Here is a 17,585-nt window from a genome sequence, read left to right on the forward strand (position 1 = left end):
CACCTTGAGCATTTTACTTTCAAGGAGTGATATCAGACTTCACTGCCTTTCTGATAAGCTCAGCTTCTTTTCTTTTTCAAAGCAGCCAAGAATGCCAAGCCGGTCAAACCTAGCAACAAGAAGGAAATATTTTGACTGTCACCAGTATTTGGCAGGACTGGTTGAGTTGTTGTAGTTTCCATTTTCTTGCTTTCTTCCTCAGCAGAAACAGTAGACTCAGTAGAAACCTCGTCCTTGTTTGAGTCCTTGTTAGATTCGGCCGTCTGGTCCTTAACGTCTTTATCTATCGGAGTCGTTGTAACCACCTTGCTATCAGAAGTAACTAAAACCGTCAGCCCTTGATAAGCTGCTTGCCCCAGGCTAAAGATTCGTCCAAGCTGGTCAACCAGCTCCACAAATAGAATCGGTGCAACTGACCCACTTGTCTTAGCCTTGAGACTCAATGCAATAGATGATAAATCACCAGCTTCTTTTTCAACCACAAAGGTATTCCCTTCAAGCTTGATTCCCTCTGAAAGAACTCCATCTACTAGAGCCGGATCAAAGTGTAAACGAATTTGGTAAGTACCTTTTTCAATGCCTTTGAGATCGCCCAACTCTAGTGTCACAGGGAATTCCTGACCAATTTTAGCTGCTTCCGGAAGAACGGCTAAAATTCCTTTGGCAGGCTCATCATAACTCAATCCAAAACCAATTGGGTAGGCAACCTGGTCTGTACTGAGCAATCCATCCTTAATCAGAGGTATGTCTACAGGCAAGCTACCCTTGTGTGGTAGGCCGGCAAAGATAACTTCTACCCCAGCTGGAATATTTGGACCGAACGCATTATCTGGTCGGAGAGCCTCCGTTGGATCCATTCCCTTGTTACCATAGACTGCTACAATTGCCTTAGCAGCTGGATAGTTAGCAACATCATAAGGTTTGGAAATACTCATGACAACAACTAGCTTACCTTGGCTATTAGCGTAATCTACAACCTCAGTAGGAACCCTGGTCAACCAATGGTCACTAGCCAAATGAGATTCACGTCCAATTTCCGACACAAGGATAATATGACTCGCTTTGTCTAAACTTTCTTTCAAGCTTTCCGAACTAGATTCCGCATTGTATCTGACAGTTTCAAATGTAACATCTGCTGGTATAATACCATCCGCCTGCAAGCGTCTCATTCCCAAATCAAGGCCAGGAAGTTCGTTATTATAGGCACCCAATAATAAGACATGGTCACCAGCAGTCAACTTAAATGGCAAGATAGTATCATCGTTCTTAACCACCGTTACCGCGCTGGCGGCAATTTGTCTTTCCAGGTCTCTATTCAAATCAGATCCTACCGCCTGGTTGGCTGCCTCTGCAGTTCTTGCCGCCAAGTCAAAGTCCAATACGCCGCGTTTTGCTTTCAAACGTAAAATCCGTCGAACAGAATCATCCAGCATGCCTTCTGTAATGTGTCCCTGCGCCACTGCAGCTTCGATGTCATCAATAATAGCATCGATTTTAGCTAAATCAAGCTTGTTTCTCAAAACTGTTGGCATCAAGACAATATCCACACCTGCTTGTATGGCCATGATCGCTGCTTCGGATTCCCCAAAGTTTTGAGAAATGGCGTCCATACCCATAGCATCCGTAACAATAATTCCATCATAGCCATACTGATTGCGGACAATGCCTGTCAAAATATCATCAGACAGGGTAGCAGGAATATGAATTTCTTCGCCAGATTTTTTAGAAACATAGGTATCTTTCTCAATCTGTGGGTATTGGATATGAGCTGTCATAATCATGTCCACTCCGCCATCCATGGCAGCTTTAAACGGAGCTAATTCTAAGGCTGCCAATTCTTCCATTGACTTATCTACCAGAGGAAGACCTGTATGAGAGTCGGTTGCGGTGTCCCCATGGCCTGGGAAATGCTTAGCTGCTACAGCCACATTATGGGCCTGAATTCCCTGCATCAAAGGAATTCCTAGGGAGGCAACAAGTTCAGGATTAGATGAGAAGGAACGCAGACCGATAACAGGGTTTTGAGGATTATTATTTGTATCCAATACCGGCGCAAAATCCACATTGACACCCAAAGCAGATAATTCCCTACCGATAATCTCACCAGCCTGTCTAGCTAACTCTGGATCACGGGTGGCACCCAATGCCATATTCCCTGGTAGGGCCGTACCTGAACCCAGACGATAAACAATTCCCCCTTCCTGGTCAATAGCAATCAAGAGAGGGATATTCCCATTCTGAGCCTTATTTCCAACTGCAGCTGCTTGCATATCCTGTGTAAGATTGAGGGTTTGTTCCGTTTCCTTTACGTTTTCCGCAAAGAGGATAACGCCACCAAAATCGTACCCATCAATCGCTTCTGCAATTTCTTCATTAACAACCGTCAGGTCGCTCACCACTTCGCTACCTTCCGTCTGCCACTTACGAAAATCCGGCATCAACATCTGCGTGATTTTTTGCCGTGTAGACATGTCGTCAATCATGCTAGTGATTTGCGTCTCTGCATCTACAGCTTGTTCACCAGTGTTAAGCTCCTCACTAGCTGGAGTTGCAGATAAGTCTGTGGAACTGGCAATCGGTGCATTCACAGCTTCAAGACTGGTGCCTGTTTCTGGTGAAACAGGTTCCGTATTGGCCTTGACTGTAGCCCATGGACTTGTCGCCATAGCAAGCGCAAGACCTGCTAAGTACAAATAGCTATGCTTTTTCATAGTTACCTCCATTTTTTGTTTTTTATATTATTATACAAAAACATCCGCTACCTGTAAACGTTTACCGCCTGACTGTTGACATTCTCTACTAGTTTTTTTCTCCATTCGACAAAATGAAAAACCAGTTGTACAAATACGAACAACTGGTTTTATCACTATAGACTTATCTTACTCATTCAACCATTGGTCAACCGTTTCGCGGTTGACATCAATCCATTTTTTAGCGGCATCGTCAGGAGACATCCCCTCATTCATATCCAAAAGAATGGACTCCATATCCTCAGAGGTCCAGTGGAAATTATCCACAATTTGGTACAATTGAGGCATATCCTCTTGTAGACCTTTCCGTGCAATCGTATGGATATTTTCTGTCGAACCAAATGAACCTTCTGGGTCGTCCAAGTATTTCAAGTCATATTTGGAGAACATCCAGTGCGGAGACCAGCCCGTTACGATGATTTCGTCTTGGTTGGCAATCGCTTTTTCTAAAGCGGTTGTCATGGCACCTGTAGAGGCCTTGGTCAGTTCCCAACCAGACAAGTTTCCATAGTCTTGCAGGGCATTTTCAGCCGCCTCCATAATTCCAGCACCGGGCTCAATCCCTGTGATAGTTGTGGTCGCCTGATTAGACAGGTCCGCAATGCTAGTCACATCCATATAGGCTGGGACAACCAATCCGAGCTTAGTCCCTTCCATATTTGGTCCCAAATCATCTAATTGGTTCTTATGTTTGTCATAGAGCGACGCCTGTGTGACCGGCAACCAAGGACTGACTGAGAAATCCGAGTCCCCGTTTGCAACTGACTGCCACATGACGGCATTATCCAGCGGTACCATTTTTACGTGGTAGCCCGCCTCTTCCAAGACCTTGGCAATGACAGTTGTCGACGCCACCTCAGTATCCCACTGAGTATGGGAAATGGTCACCGTCTGTCCCTGCTCTGTATTTCCGGAAGTCAAGGCTAGGAAGCTTCGTCCCAAAGCTGCTCCGACAAATACCAGCAAGGCCGCTAGAGCGATGCACTTGTTGGTTGACGATTTTTGTCCAATTTCACGTTTGGCATTGAAAGCCTGAGTGACACGGTCAAGGATAATCGCTAAGATAACCAAGGAAATACCAGATACAAATCCATTCCCGATGTCCGCCTTCTGAAGGGCAGACAGGACTTCACGACCCAGACCTGGCGCCCCGATCATAGAACCAGTAACCACCATGGACAGGGCCAACATCATGGTCTGATTGACACCAGCCATAATGGTATTTTTAGCCAAGGGCAATTCAACCTTAAACAATTTCTGAGCCGACGTTGAACCAAAAGCATCCGCTGCCTCAACCAACTCTGTCGAAATTTCACGGATCGCCAAATTAGTAAACCGAACTGTCGGCGGTAGGGCGAAAATCACTGATGCAAAGACACCTGGCACCATGCCAATCCCGAAGAAGGCTACCGCCGGAATCAGATAAACAAAGGCCGGCATGGTCTGCATAAAGTCCAAAATCGGATTGACAATTTTCTTGACCGTATTGTTCTTGGCCATCCAAATTCCCAGAGGAACCCCGATAACAATCGAGATCAGGCTGGCTACGATGACCAGAGTCAAGGTGTTGATCAATTCATCCCACAACCCTTGGTTGTAAATAAAGAGCAGGCCCAAGAAAGTCATGACTGGCAGGGGCCATTTTTTTCGTGCCAAAAACCATACAGCTACAGTTGCTAATCCGATAAATAGGAGCGGATGAATGAACAATAAGGTGTTGGTGATCCAGTCCATCAAGGTACTCCCGATGGCTTGTAGTATATCAAACAGCCCTGCGAAGGTCGTGGTCAACCAACTGGTCAAGGCCTCTACCAGCTCTGCCACTGGTAGTTTTTCTTGCAATAAATCCAAAATATCTAACCTCTTTCTCTAGTTTTCCTCTGTTTCTGACGCAGTGCCATCATCTGGAATATTAGCCAAGGCTTCAATCACGCGCCCGCGAATAATAACCCCAAGGAGCTTATTGTGCTCGTCCGTCACGGCAATCGGCGCCGACGAATCATAAATCAGAGGCATAATATCTGTAATCACTGTATCTTTTGAAACCGTCAGAACGTCCTTATCAATGACATCAGACAGTGGCAAGCCCTTACGACGCGCCTCGATAACAGCATCTGCGGTCAAGGCTCCCACCAATTCCCGACGACGATTGGTTGCCATCAACATAGAAACCTCCTCTGTACGCATGCGCATCAGAGCAACTTGCGGCCCGTCCAATTCAACCGTTGCCGTAATCGGCTTAATCATAATATTTTGTGCCGTCAAGACCTTGGAACGATCGACATCTTCCATAAATTCACGAACAAAATCATTGGCCGGATTGGTCAAAATTTCCTCACCAGTACCGATTTGCATGATTTTCCCGTCCCTCATCAGAGCAATACGATCACCAATTCGCAAGGCCTCGTTGAGGTCGTGACTGATAAAGATGATGGTTTGCTGATTGCTAGCTTGCAAATCCAAGAGCTCATCCTGCATTTCACGACGAATAAGCGGGTCCAAGGCTGAAAAAGCCTCATCCATCAAGAGAATTTTCGGTTTGTTGGCCAAGGCTCTAGCCAAGCCGACACGCTGTTGCATCCCACCAGACAGTTGGTCTGGGTATTGATCCTTGAAGACCAACAAGCCTGCATTTTCCAATGCCTTCTCAGCCGCTGCCTGACGTTCTTCTTTTGATACCCCACGCAATTCCAGACCGAACTCTGTGTTTTCCAAAATCGTCTTATGTGGAAATAAGGCAAAACTTTGGAAAACCATGTTCATATCGTGGCGACGCACCTGCCGCAGCTCTTCAGCGTTCATTTTTGAAATATCTTGACCATCCAAGACAATGCTACCAGATGATGGTTCTATCAAACGATTGAGCATCCGCACCAAAGTTGATTTCCCTGAGCCCGACAGACCCATGATGACAAAAATTTCGCCCTCTTGGATTGAAAAATTAGCATCGTAGACCCCAACGGTGGCACCTGTTTTCTTCAAAATTTCTGTTTTTGATTTTCCCTGTTTGACCATTTCAAGGGCAGCCTTCTGCTTTTTACCAAATACTTTGGTCAAATTTTTCACTTCTAGTAATGTCATGTGAACTCCTTTCTCGAAGTGGCTACATTATAAAATTTAAGTGTTGTCACTTTTATAAACTCTATCTTAAAGTAAGTGAAGCCCATTGTCAAGGAAAAAGTGTTCACATCATTTTCAAACAGACTATCAAAAATACCCTCAAACGCCGTATCTACAAGGCTTAAACTCTGGTGAAAGAGTAAAAAAAACAAACCACCGAAGTGATTTGTCTTTTATGTAAGTATTATTTACTATGCCAGATGTCTTCGTTGTACTGCTCGATTGTACGGTCAGATGAGAAGAATCCTGCTTTAGCAATATTGTGAACAACTTTCTTGTTCCATGCATCTTGATCTTCGTAGTCTGCAAAGACTTGCTCTTTAACTTCGATGTACTCTGCTAAGTCAATCAAGGTCATGAACCAGTCTTTCGAGATCAATTCATGGTGAAGACGACCAAGGCGTTCTTCATTACCAAGTGCTTTCACTTCATCACTAATGATAAAGTCAACCGCACGTTTGATGTTGGCATCACCATTGTAGTAGTCCGCAGACACGTAGCCAGCTTTGTCGTACAAGTCGATAATGGTATCTGAATCCTTACCAAATGTGTAGATGTTATCCATGCCTGCTAATTCTGCAATCTCAACGTTAGCACCGTCCATAGTACCAAGTGTCAAAGCACCGTTCAACATAAATTTCATGTTACCAGTACCTGACGCTTCTTTAGAAGCCAATGAGATTTGCTCAGAGATGTCAGTCGCAGGAATCAGTTTTTCAGCAACCGTTACGTTGTAGTTTTCTACCAAGTGAACGTTGAGGTACTTGCTCACTTCTGGGTCATTGTTAATCAACTCAGACAAGCAAAGAATCAAATGAATGATGTCTTGAGCGATAATATAAGCTGGAGCTGCCTTACCACCGAAGATAACAGTGATTTTACGTTTCGGAAGGTTACCGTTCTTAATTTCAAGATACTTGTGGATGACATACAAGGCGTTCATTTGTTGGCGTTTGTACTCGTGGAAACGTTTGATTTGTGTATCGATGATAGAGTTTTCGTCCAATTCGATACCCTTGTTGTCTTTCAAATAACGTTTGAGAGCCAACTTGTTGTTGTGCTTGATTTCTGCCAACTTAGCATGCACTTCCTTGTCGTCTGCAAAGGCTAGTAATTTCTCAAGCTTAGTTGCATCTGTCAAATACTCATCACCAATCAATTCCTTGATGTAGTCTGCAAGATCTTGGTTAGCAAATTCCAACCAACGACGGAAGGTGATACCGTTTGTCTTGTTATTGAATTTTTCTGGGTAAAGCTCGTTGAAACCTTTCAACTCAGAGTTTTTCAAAATTTCAGTATGGAGAGCCGCAACCCCGTTGACAGAGTTTGAGAAGTGGATATCCATGTGAGCCATGTGCACACGACCAGACTCGTCGATGATGTGAAGGGCTACATCGGAAACTTCTTTTGCAACCAAGGCATCCAATTCCTTGATGATATCTACTAAGTGAGGTACTACCTCTTCCAAGAATGACAATGGCCATTTTTCAAGAGCTTCTGCCAAGATGGTGTGGTTGGTGTAACCAGTCATGTTCTTAACGATGGCCACTGCTTCTGCAAATTCCAAGCCATGCTTTTCAGTCAAAAGACGGATCAATTCTGGAATAACAAGTGAAGGGTGAGTATCATTGATTTGAACGTAAGCATAGTCTGCCAAGTCACGCACATTTGAGCCACGCTCAATCGCTTCATCAATCAAGAGCTGGGCAGCGTTTGATACCATGAAGTATTGTTGGTAAATGCGGAGCAATTCACCATTCTTGTCTGAATCATCTGGATACAAGAAGAGGGTCAAGTTTTCTTGAATAGCCGTCTTGTCAAACGTAATGCCATTTTCAATCAAGCCATAGTTGACAGACTGGATATCAAACAAGTTGAGGTAGTTCTTAGTGTCTTTCTTGTAACCAAGAATATCCAAACGGTCCAACTTAGATGTCAAGGTGAAGTTTTTGAATGGTACATCGTAGCTGATTGTCGTTGGAATCAACCAAGAGTCATTTTCAATCCAGAAGTTTGGCTCTGCATCTTGTTGGTTGTCCTTGAAGACTTGTTTGAAGAGACCGCAGTGGTAGTTGAGACCAACACCCTCACCGTTGATACCAAGTGTTGACATCGAATCTACAAAACATGATGCCAAACGGCCAAGACCACCGTTACCAAGTGATGGTTCTGGCTCAACGTCTTCAACCTGTGCCAAGGACTTGCCAGCCGCAGCTAATTCTGCCTGAATGTCCTTGTAAACACCCAAGTTGATCAGGTTGTTTGACAAGAGTTTACCAATAAGGAACTCTGCTGAGATATAGTAAACCTTGCGTTTACCTGTGTTTTTTGGCATATCTGCCGCTGATAGTTTGACATAGTTGAGCAACTGAAGATAGATTTCTTCGTTGGTCATGTCGGCTAATTTCTTATTGGCTTTGCTTTCTGCAAATGTAGTAAAGTTATTCATGATTTTTATTTCCTCGTTGATATAGTGTAGTCATTTTGACTAAGAAGTCTATGCGGTCCTGGGTTAAATCTTCGGCTTTCATCCGCCATTCCCAGTTGCCTCCAACAGTTGAAGGCATGTTCATACGGCTGTCTTCGCCCAAGTCCAGAACATCTTGCATGGTCGCAATAGCTGTATCGCTGACAGTTGCAAACAGTGTTCTAAGCATGGCTTGAGTAACTGGCTCAATCGGTTTTCTGTTGGTATAGGCATCTACAAATTCCTGTTGTTCAGGCTCTAGATTGTTATACCAGCCATTAACCACCTCATTATCATGGGTACCTGTATAGGCGATTGAGTTTGGCACACAACGGTGTGGGATGTCGATGCTCTGCCCTGTCACATCAAAGAAGCCAAATTCTAAGATTTTCATACCTGGGTAGCCGCAGTCTGCCAGCAACTTGCGTGCCTTAGCATCGATATTTCCAAGGTCCTCTGCAATAATCGGCAGGTCCCCTAGGGCTTCTTTAACTGCCTTGAAAAGATTGTAGCCTGGTCCTGGCTCCCATGTGCCAACCTTGGCAACTTTAGCATCTCCAGCTACCTGCCAGTAGTCAGAAAATCCTTTGAAATGGTCAATTCTCAAGACATCGTAGATCTTAAAGCTCTCGTGAATACGGTAAATCCACCAATTGTAGCCAGTCTTTTCATGTTGCTCCCAATCATAAAGTGGGTTACCCCAGAGCTGACCGTCCGCAGAGAAGTTATCCGCTGGTACGCCTGCCACATAAAGTGGCTTGCGTTCGCTATCAAGCTTGAAGAGCTGTGGCTTGGTCCAAACTTCCACACTATCTGCCGATACATAAATGGGCATATCTCCAATAATCTTGATGTGGTTCTTGTTGGCGTAGTCCTTCAACTGCTTCCACTGGCTAAAGAAGAAGTATTGAGTGACTTTGAAGTAGTCGATTTGATCTGCTAACTCTAAACGATACTTGGCCAAGGCTTCTTCGTTTCTGGCAACAACTTTCTTGTCATCCCATTCTTGTAGGGCCTTGTTGCCAAAATGTTCTTTAATTGCCATGAACTCTGCATAGTCATTTAGCCATGATGAATTAGCTTTTTCAAACTCTTGAAAGGCTACTTTACGCTTGTCATCAGTCAAGAAATTTTTAACAGCTCTTTCCAAGATTGGACGACGTGCCTCATAGATCAAGGCGTAGTCCACTTTTTCTGGATTGTCCCCAAAGTTCACATCTTGGTAATCAAAGTTGGCCAATAAATCTTCTTCTGCCAATAAATCAAAATCAATTAGGTGGGTATTTCCAGCAATAGCTGAAAATGATTGGTAGGGAGAATCCCCATAACTGGTCGTTGTGAGAGGAAGAAGCTGCCAGTAGGTCTGCTTGGTTTCAACCAAGAAATCAACAAAATCATAGGCAGGCTTTCCAAAAGTACCGATACCAAACTTACCTGGAAGTGAGGTAATATGCATTAAAATTCCACTGGTACGATTCGCCATAAAAACGTTTTCCTTTCTTTCAAGTACAATGATAGTTTAACGCAAACGTTTGCACTTGTCAAGGAATTACACAATATTTTTAAAAACTTTTCCGTAAAACTGCTCAAAAGCTGACAATATGAGCTTTATTAAACACTTATTAATACCTTTCAAAAAGAAAATCCGAGAATTTCTTCTCAGATTTTCTATATTATCTTATTTTTTATGAAAAGGTTTGCTCTTCAATTTTGATTTCATTATCCGCCACATCCGCGAGTAAGTTTGTCACATTTGTATGGTCTAAATAAAAGTCTGTTACCTTGTCGCGAATTTGGCTTTCGATGACCCGACGGAGTGGGCGAGCCCCCATTGCCTTGTCATAGCCGGCTTCCATCAAGAAGTCTTTGGCAGCCTCGGTCACCTCTAAGCTAATCCCTTTTTTAGCAAGTGTTTTATTGACCTGAGCCAGCATCAATTCTACGATAGCTTTGAGATCTTCTTTATCCAAGTGCTTGAATTCGATAACTGCATTGAAACGATTGAGAAACTCTGGGCGGAAGAATGGTGCGATGCGGTCCATGATGTCTTGATTTTCTTCACCTTCTGCCATTCCATAACCAAAACCAGCATTAGAAGTCGCGATAACAAGGGTATTTTTGAAATTGACTTGGTTGCCTTGCCCGTCTGTCAAATGACCATCATCCAAGACTTGCAAGAGGAGAGTAATCACTTGTGGATCTGCTTTTTCAATCTCATCCAAGAGGACAATGGAGTACGGATTGCGGCGGACACGTTCGGTAAGAGTATGGGAATTGTCATCATAGCCCACATAACCAGCTGTGGTACCAATCAATTTGGAAACGGCTGTCCGATCGCTGTATTCAGACATATCCAAACGAATAATGGCATCCTTGTTACCAAACAAGTCTAGCGCTAACTGTTTTGCCAACTCTGTCTTACCCACACCTGTCGGACCGACAAAGAGGAAGGAACCAATCGGACGGTTGCCGTCATCAAAACCTGCACGATTCCGACGAATGGCACGGGATACAGCTTCCACCGCATCGTCTTGACCGATAACCTTGGCTGCCAGGCGATTTTTCAATTCCTTGAGTCGTTCAATATCAGAAGCTCCCATTTGTGAAACTGGAATTCCTGTCATGCGCTCAACTGACTGAGCCACATCATTGACGGTCGCCACTACTTTCTGTTGCTCCGTATGATTTTCAATCTGTTTTTGTAGCTTATCAATACGGACCTTTTCATTCAAGGCTTTTTCATAATCCTCTTTCTCAGCAGCTTCCAACTGCAACTGTTTTGCCTCAGCCATTTCTGCTTCCAAGGTCTGAATATCTGTCACAGGATGTTGTGCAGCCAAGTGAGCAGCAGTCACATCGACCAGGTCAATGGCCTTATCAGGCAAGCTACGTTGTGGAATATATTGGACAGAATAATCAACCGCAGCTCTCAAAACCTCATCTGGCAATTCAATATTGTGGTGGGCTTCATAAAGCGGCTTAATCCCTTTCAAAATCTGGTAGGTGTCCTCTGCGGACGGAGCATTAACCTTGACTTCATTGAAACGACGAGCCAGAGCAGCATTCTTGTGAATAGTATTGCGGTATTCGTCCTGTGTAGTGGCACCGATAACCGTCAATTCCCCACGGGATAAAGCTGGTTTGAGAATATCCGCTAAACCCTTGGAACCTGAGTCCCCACCAGTGCTACCAGCTCCCAAAATCTGATGAATTTCATCAAAGAAGAGAATGATATTTCCTGCTTTTTTGACTTCATCCACAAGATTTTGCACATTTTCCTCAAAAGCTCCGCGGTACTGGGTCCCTGCCTCCAAGCCAGAAATGTCAATGGAGATGATTTCCTTGTTCTTAATGGCAGCTGGGACATCTCCGTTGACAATGGCTTGAGCCAAGCCTTCTACTACCGCTGTCTTTCCGACACCCGCATCACCGACCAAAACAGGATTGTTCTTAGTCCGACGAGCTAGGATTTCAGAGGTTTCTTGGATTTCCTTGTTGCGTCCAATGACTGGATCCAACTTACCTTCACGCGCATCTTGGGTCAAATTGCGACCCAGTTTTGCAAGAATTCCATCTGACTTTATCTGACCTTTAGCCTGTGTTTGAGCCACTTCTTCTGTCTGTGGCAGGCGACCAGTCTGACGGTACATAGCAAATTCCTCCGGTGTCACTTCACGCCCATTGATAGAATAACGGCGACGCTCTGTGCTGTAACCACCCATGTTGCCCATGAGTTGATTGAAAATATCGTCCATATTGTTAAAGTTATTGAAATTGTTGTTCATAGTTCTACCTCGTTTATTTTTATCATTTTGATTGACCAATACTGACCTTTGAGTTAAAAAAATTACTAATAGGAAATAATCTTATCTTTCATCCTAACCTCCTCAGAAGTTTGTCCTTTACTGACCATTTAGTCAATTAGTCAGTCAAACTCTTTTGTTTGACCTAAACTGACCTTTTGTTCAAAGAATTCGTAAGGTCCTTTACCTTACGAATCTTATTCTACACCATTGGTCAGTAAAAGTCAATGGTTTTGTTTGACCTTTTTTGACTTTTATACAAAAAAATCTACCTGACGGTAGATTTCAGATTGAAGACAAACATCTCGCTTGATGTTTGTCTTTTTCTGTTTATTGGTCTGATAGTCCGTCTTTTTGCCAGAATAGTGGCTATTTGGACAAAATAAAAAGGCTTCCCTGCCCTCATTTTTACCAATTTCTTGAGATTTAAACACGCCAAAGTCAGTCCAACCTTATCCTCCATTTTGGACTTGCCTTTCTCTCTTGTGTAACGAAGATTGTGGTACTCTTTGGCTGTCCCAAAGAGGCGTTCAATGGTTTCTTTCCGCTTCTGGTAGAGCTCCTTCATACCTTTCCTGTGCCGAATCTCTTCACAGCTTTCTAAAGCCTCTTTCCAAATGTGTCGAGTTACCACTTTCTGCTTGTTCTTGCTTTCTGTACAAATTGATAGAAGTGGACAAGTAGCACAGATAGCTGAGTCACTCTTATATTCCCGATAACCTTCTCTGGTTGTAGTGCGATAGGTTAAGACCTGATTCTCAGGACAGATATAACAGTCATAGTATTCATCATAGACAAAATCCTTCGAGCGTAGTTTCCCTTTCTTTCCTTTCGGTCGTGTATACGGAAAGACTGGAGTAATCTCTTGTTCTAGGAGGAAGCGAGCGATACTTGGGGTCTTATAGCCAGAATCGGCAACGAGAAAGCTAGGCTGAAAGGGTTGGAGTTTAGCGAAGAGTACAGGAAAGGCCTGGCTGTCATGGACATTGCCAGCCTCCACGCTATAAGCCAGAGCCCAACCATGCTTGTCACAAGCAACCTGAGCTGTATAAGCAAATACTTCCTTATGGTCCCCTTTATGAAACCAGCCACTTTCAGGGTCAGTTGTAGAAATTTTCTTAGTGATGGGTCCCTCCTCTTTTGCGGGCCCTAGCGGCTTTTTTGCATGCTTTTCTCTATCCCTGTTAATTTCAATCTCTAGCTGGTCACTCATAAACTTGGCTTGCTTTTCAATTTCACGATTGATGAATTTACGATTATTCGCCGCAGCCTTGATATGGGTACCGTCAATGAAAATTTCTGTTGGATCTATGAAGCCTGCATTGACGCAGAGACCTAAGATATGGGTGAAAATGCCTTCAATAACTTGTCTATCTTGAAAACGACGGACATAGTTCTTTCCGTAGGTAGTGAAATGAGGCACCTTATCATCCAGTCGAAGACCAAGAAACCAACGGTAGGCAGTGTTGACTTCGATTTCCTTAATGGTTTGACGCATAGAACGAATGCCGAAGAGACACTGAAGGATTGGAATTTTAATGAGCAGAATAGGGTCAAGACTAGGACGCCCTGTATCATCGCTATAGCTATCTGCGACTAAGTCATAGATAAAGGAGAAGTCAATAGCTTCCTCTATTTGACGAAGGAGATGATCTTGAGGAACAAGGTCATCTAAACTGTAGAAACCAAATTGACCGCGATTGTAGTCTGGATTTTCTTTGTGTAACATAGCGATTCTCCTTCTAAGCGTTCTCTTTATTCCTAACTCTAAAATCTACCTGACGGTAGATTTGGTAGCTACTAGATGATAATCCCTTCCAAATGATCCAGCTCATGCTGAACAATCTGGGCTTGGAAGTCTGTCAGCTTTAGACTCTGCTTTTTCCATGAAGCATCAAAAAACTCCACTTCAATCTCCTGATAGCGAGTGGTCGGACGAGTACCTTCGAGCGACAGACAGCCCTCTTCTGTCTGATAGGGCTTGGCCTTGCTGATGAGGACGGGATTGTACATGACCAGGTTGGTGAAGCCCATGTTGACGATGATAATCCGCTTTTTGACGCCAATCATGTTGGCCGCCATGCCCACACAAGCGTGAGCGTTGGCTGCTAACGTATCCTGCAAGTCCTGGCCGACCTGCACATCTAGCGGAGTCGCAGGCTCAGACTTCTGCTGCAAGAAGAAAATATCTTTCATAATAGGTTGAATCATGGGGTGTCTCCTTACATTCTAGCTTCATCTAGTATACCAAAAAAGCCTAGTTCTCACTAGACTTCTTCGATTATTCTTGGCAATAGACCGCAATAGCCTGACTGACAAAACTTGCAGTCCCTGGTCCAGCTGCTCGGTCAATGTTGACTGAAAATCGCACATCTTCAACGTACATGAGACCTAGCCCCTGCAAGATTTCCTTGGTGCAGGTGTAGAAGTTTTCTGTGATATAGGCCTGTAAAGTAGCTACCTGAACCTGTACATCTGGATGACTTGCTTCCAAGCTCTGCATTTTTCCAAAAGCTTCAAAAATGCTCTGCATCTCTCGGGCAAACACTCTGTCCTTGCTGGCATCGTATCGCTCTTCAAATTCAGCATAGGCTGAGCTTTTTCCCCAACGGTCCTTGACCTCCGCCTTGTAGGTTTCTAGTTGACTGCTGTCAAATGCGTGAAAGTCCATGACTTCTCCTCCTTTTTCTGTGAGCAATCTGGCGTGATTGATGATGCGGTTCAGCCGTTCCCTTTTGAGCTCTAAAAGGCTGATATGGTCCCGCAAGACCTGCTGACGATTGACTTCCGTCACGTCCAGAAGCTGCTGAATATCTTTGAGAGGAAAATCCAATTCACGAAACAATAGAATTTCTTGCAGACGAGCCAAATTCTCTTGGTTATAGTAGCGATAACCATTTTCAGCCACAAATGCTGGTTTGAGCAAACCAATCTGGTCATAGTGGTGCAGGGTCCTCACCGTCAATCCTGTCAACTGACTGACCTGCTTAACTGTCCAATTTTCGCTCATAGAAATCTCCTCTCTATAATCAGTATAAGGGATAACGTAAGGTGAGAGTCAAGAACTTTATAAAAAATTTTTTCTCATCACTCCACCCTCACCGGCACACGCCCGTAGGTCTGCTCTGCTATTGCGTCAGCGCCCAGTTGATAGACCACATCCGCCTGCTGGGTCAGGCTGTCCCAAGGTTCTTTGCCGATCCGTGTTACCAGGTCCACCTGCTCCTTGACCTGCTTGAGATAGGCCTGGCCTCGAGCTGAAAAGCCCAATACATGGACCGCTTCTGGCAAGGGAGCTTCCACCGCATTGACCAGGATGTAGGTCAGCACCCGCCGCACCCGCGCCTTGGTGTAGCGTTTGGTCGCAACGGCATCCACTAACTCCTCCACGGTCGCTGCGCTCCCAATAGCAGAGCGGATACGACTGGCTAGTTCTTCGTTGACCTGAAAGACCTGACTGAGAGCTCGGTGGGTCGCAATCTGGTAGCGGAGCAGGGGAAAATAGTTTCTCCAGCTTACCTTGGTCGCCTCTTCAAAGAGACTGGCAGACGGTAAAAAGTCACGAACCAAGTCCAGCTGGTCAACACCCTTGCGGATAGCTGTCGCCGAGGCGTAGGACGTTTCCACCTCTTCCGAATGAAAACCAGCCCCCTGCCGTTGAACAGGGCTGAGCTGAATGCCTGTTCCAGCCACTGCCTTAGCATAAGCCAAGGCCAGAATATGGTTTGGCGTGTCACCTGTGAAGGTTAGACCCGCAAATTCCTGCCACATAGCCTGTGTCTTCTGCGGATAAGAGAGATTGTCTGGCAAGTTTTTCACAAAATTTTCCATCTCTTCCAACTTATCCACATAGATATCCGCAATTTTCTGGTAATCCAGCATTTCTTCCGTACCGAAAACCAGTTTTTCCACACCTAGCTTGTGTAAAATGCTGATGGCTCCCTTGGCAAAGTGATCAGCTGACTGGACGGACACTAAAAAGGGCATCTCGACAACCAAGTCTGCCCCGTGTTCCAGAGCCATCTGAGACCGTGTCCACTTATCCACAATAGCTGGCTCACCCCGTTGCATGAAATTACCAGACATGACCACGATTTTCAACCCCTCAGCCTGCTCCAGCAGGTATTTATGACCTGTATGGAAGGGATTGTATTCTGCTACGATGCCTGAAATCATGCCTTGACCGCCTTGAAAAACCACCGCTGGCTGGTTTCTGTCGGAGCTTGATTTTCAAAGTCCGCAAAGACTTCCACAGATGCAAAACCAGCTTGTTTCAATAATTCCACATAGGTTTCAATCGGATAGGTCCGCTCTTCGTGAACTTCATCCCGACGGACAAACCGCTCCTCTTGACTGTCCTCATCTTTGACAAAGAAGGTCAATTCATGCACAATGGAATGCTCATGCTCACCTTCATAAGTGTCCCAGACAAAGGCAAAATCCTCGTAGTTTTCATGGTAGCTGTAGCCTGCAAATACTTCCTCCATTTGATAAATGGAGTGTACGTCAAAAAGGAAAGTACCACCTTGATTGAGAACAGAGTGAACCCCTTCAAAAACCCGCAAAACGGCTTCTTGGTCCGACATGTAGCACAGACTGTCCGAGTAACAGGTCACCGCATCGAAATCTCCAACACCTTCCAGAGCCATCATATCTGCCTGGGCCAATTCCATCATGACACCAGCAGCTTCTGCTTTTTTCTGGGCCAATTCCAACATTTCATAGGACAGGTCAAGCCCTGTCACCTCATAACCCTTTTGAGCAAAACGTACAGCCTGAATCCCTGTCCCACAGGCCAATTCTAAAATTGTCTTGGTATCTTGTGGCAGGTGCCGCAAGCTAAAATCTGTCCATTTATCATACAAGCTGTCATCCATGATTTCATCATAGACCGCCGCAAAGGTTTCATAAGTTGCCATAGTTTCCCATTTTTCCTTTCATAAAAAGCAGCCCATCGACTGCTTCATTAACTCATGCTGTGTTCAAGAAGTTCATCACTTCTAATTACCTAATAGTGAACTCTCTTTGGTCACTTTCGAGTTTTAAGGTGACCAGCTGAAACAGTCTATCCCCAGACTGTTTCACTATTCCACTTCTAAAAAGTCTGCGACTTCCAGGAAGCTGCCTTCGTGCCATAATTTTTCAAGGTTGTAGAGGTCACGCATTTCTTCTGAGAAGATATGAACGACAACGCCTCCAAGGTCCAAAAGAACCCAGCCACCGTTACTATCGCCTTCTACACGGCTGCCCTTGATTCCAACTTCCGCTACCTTTTCACGGATGTTTTCCGCAATAGCCTCCAACTGGCGACTGTTCATGGAACTTGCAATCACAAAGTAATCTGTCAGGCTAGTCACACCCTGAACATCAATTACAACAAGGTCCTCAGCTCGCTTGTCATCAGCAGCCTGAACCACAACTTTTACTAAATCTAGTTCTTTCATC

General features: G+C 44.6%; 11 protein-coding genes and 1 pseudogene. All 12 read right to left on the bottom strand.

The window, feature by feature from the left end:
• Positions 1–59: 59 nt before the first annotated feature.
• On the bottom strand, positions 60–2,666 hold the full coding sequence (locus tag ACVC7T_RS07100; RefSeq protein ID WP_447262716.1) for a glycoside hydrolase family 3 N-terminal domain-containing protein: 2,607 nt from the start codon (positions 2,664–2,666) through the stop codon (positions 60–62).
• 213 nt (positions 2,667–2,879) lie between these two features.
• Positions 2,880–4,604, bottom strand: a complete 1,725-nt coding sequence (locus tag ACVC7T_RS07105) for an ABC transporter permease/substrate binding protein (protein ID WP_105160085.1) — start codon at positions 4,602–4,604, stop codon at positions 2,880–2,882.
• 15 nt (positions 4,605–4,619) lie between these two features.
• Positions 4,620–5,831 (bottom strand): quaternary amine ABC transporter ATP-binding protein, encoded by a 1,212-nt coding sequence (locus tag ACVC7T_RS07110; protein WP_105111176.1) that lies wholly within the window; start codon positions 5,829–5,831, stop codon positions 4,620–4,622.
• 223 nt (positions 5,832–6,054) lie between these two features.
• A complete protein-coding gene (gene glgP, locus ACVC7T_RS07115; protein ID WP_447262707.1) occupies positions 6,055–8,319 on the bottom strand; it encodes a glycogen/starch/alpha-glucan family phosphorylase in 2,265 nt (754 codons plus the stop codon).
• Positions 8,312–9,820, bottom strand: a complete 1,509-nt coding sequence (gene malQ, locus ACVC7T_RS07120; RefSeq protein WP_105111174.1) for a 4-alpha-glucanotransferase — start codon at positions 9,818–9,820, stop codon at positions 8,312–8,314. Before malQ ends, glgP begins: the two co-directional genes overlap by 8 nt.
• A 202-nt stretch (positions 9,821–10,022) precedes the next feature.
• Positions 10,023–12,122 (bottom strand): ATP-dependent Clp protease ATP-binding subunit, encoded by a 2,100-nt coding sequence (locus tag ACVC7T_RS07125; protein ID WP_447262708.1) that lies wholly within the window; start codon positions 12,120–12,122, stop codon positions 10,023–10,025.
• A gap of 272 nt (positions 12,123–12,394) precedes the next feature.
• Positions 12,395–13,869, bottom strand: a pseudogene (locus ACVC7T_RS07130) (IS1182 family transposase).
• A gap of 71 nt (positions 13,870–13,940) precedes the next feature.
• Positions 13,941–14,351 (bottom strand): peptide deformylase, encoded by a 411-nt coding sequence (locus ACVC7T_RS07135; protein WP_024386578.1) that lies wholly within the window; start codon positions 14,349–14,351, stop codon positions 13,941–13,943.
• 70 nt (positions 14,352–14,421) lie between these two features.
• Positions 14,422–15,150, bottom strand: a complete 729-nt coding sequence (locus ACVC7T_RS07140; RefSeq protein ID WP_447262709.1) for a MerR family transcriptional regulator — start codon at positions 15,148–15,150, stop codon at positions 14,422–14,424.
• 77 nt (positions 15,151–15,227) lie between these two features.
• On the bottom strand, positions 15,228–16,316 hold the full coding sequence (locus ACVC7T_RS07145; protein ID WP_447262710.1) for a nucleotidyltransferase: 1,089 nt from the start codon (positions 16,314–16,316) through the stop codon (positions 15,228–15,230).
• Positions 16,313–17,059, bottom strand: coding sequence for a class I SAM-dependent DNA methyltransferase (locus ACVC7T_RS07150; protein ID WP_447262711.1), 747 nt, complete (start codon positions 17,057–17,059; stop codon positions 16,313–16,315). The genes ACVC7T_RS07145 and ACVC7T_RS07150 overlap by 4 nt, the downstream gene beginning before the upstream one ends.
• A 165-nt stretch (positions 17,060–17,224) precedes the next feature.
• Positions 17,225–17,584, bottom strand: coding sequence for a ribosome silencing factor (rsfS, locus tag ACVC7T_RS07155; RefSeq protein ID WP_044781673.1), 360 nt, complete (start codon positions 17,582–17,584; stop codon positions 17,225–17,227).
• Between the last annotated feature and the right edge of the window lies 1 nt (position 17,585).

Source organism: Streptococcus sp. P25B114, from assembly GCF_053010325.1.

Coding starts and splice junctions, on each gene's coding strand:
- ACVC7T_RS07150 (WP_447262711.1), bottom strand. CDS start 17,059: ATGGCAACTTATGAAACCTTTGCGGCGGTCTATGATGAAATCATGGAT.
- ACVC7T_RS07100 (WP_447262716.1), bottom strand. CDS start 2,666: ATGGCGACAAGTCCATGGGCTACAGTCAAGGCCAATACGGAACCTGTT.
- rsfS (WP_044781673.1), bottom strand. CDS start 17,584: ATGAAAGAACTAGATTTAGTAAAAGTTGTGGTTCAGGCTGCTGATGAC.
- glgP (WP_447262707.1), bottom strand. CDS start 8,319: ATGAATAACTTTACTACATTTGCAGAAAGCAAAGCCAATAAGAAATTA.
- ACVC7T_RS07145 (WP_447262710.1), bottom strand. CDS start 16,316: ATGATTTCAGGCATCGTAGCAGAATACAATCCCTTCCATACAGGTCAT.
- ACVC7T_RS07125 (WP_447262708.1), bottom strand. CDS start 12,122: ATGAACAACAATTTCAATAACTTTAACAATATGGACGATATTTTCAAT.
- ACVC7T_RS07110 (WP_105111176.1), bottom strand. CDS start 5,831: ATGACATTACTAGAAGTGAAAAATTTGACCAAAGTATTTGGTAAAAAG.
- malQ (WP_105111174.1), bottom strand. CDS start 9,820: ATGGCGAATCGTACCAGTGGAATTTTAATGCATATTACCTCACTTCCA.
- ACVC7T_RS07140 (WP_447262709.1), bottom strand. CDS start 15,150: ATGAGCGAAAATTGGACAGTTAAGCAGGTCAGTCAGTTGACAGGATTG.
- ACVC7T_RS07135 (WP_024386578.1), bottom strand. CDS start 14,351: ATGATTCAACCTATTATGAAAGATATTTTCTTCTTGCAGCAGAAGTCT.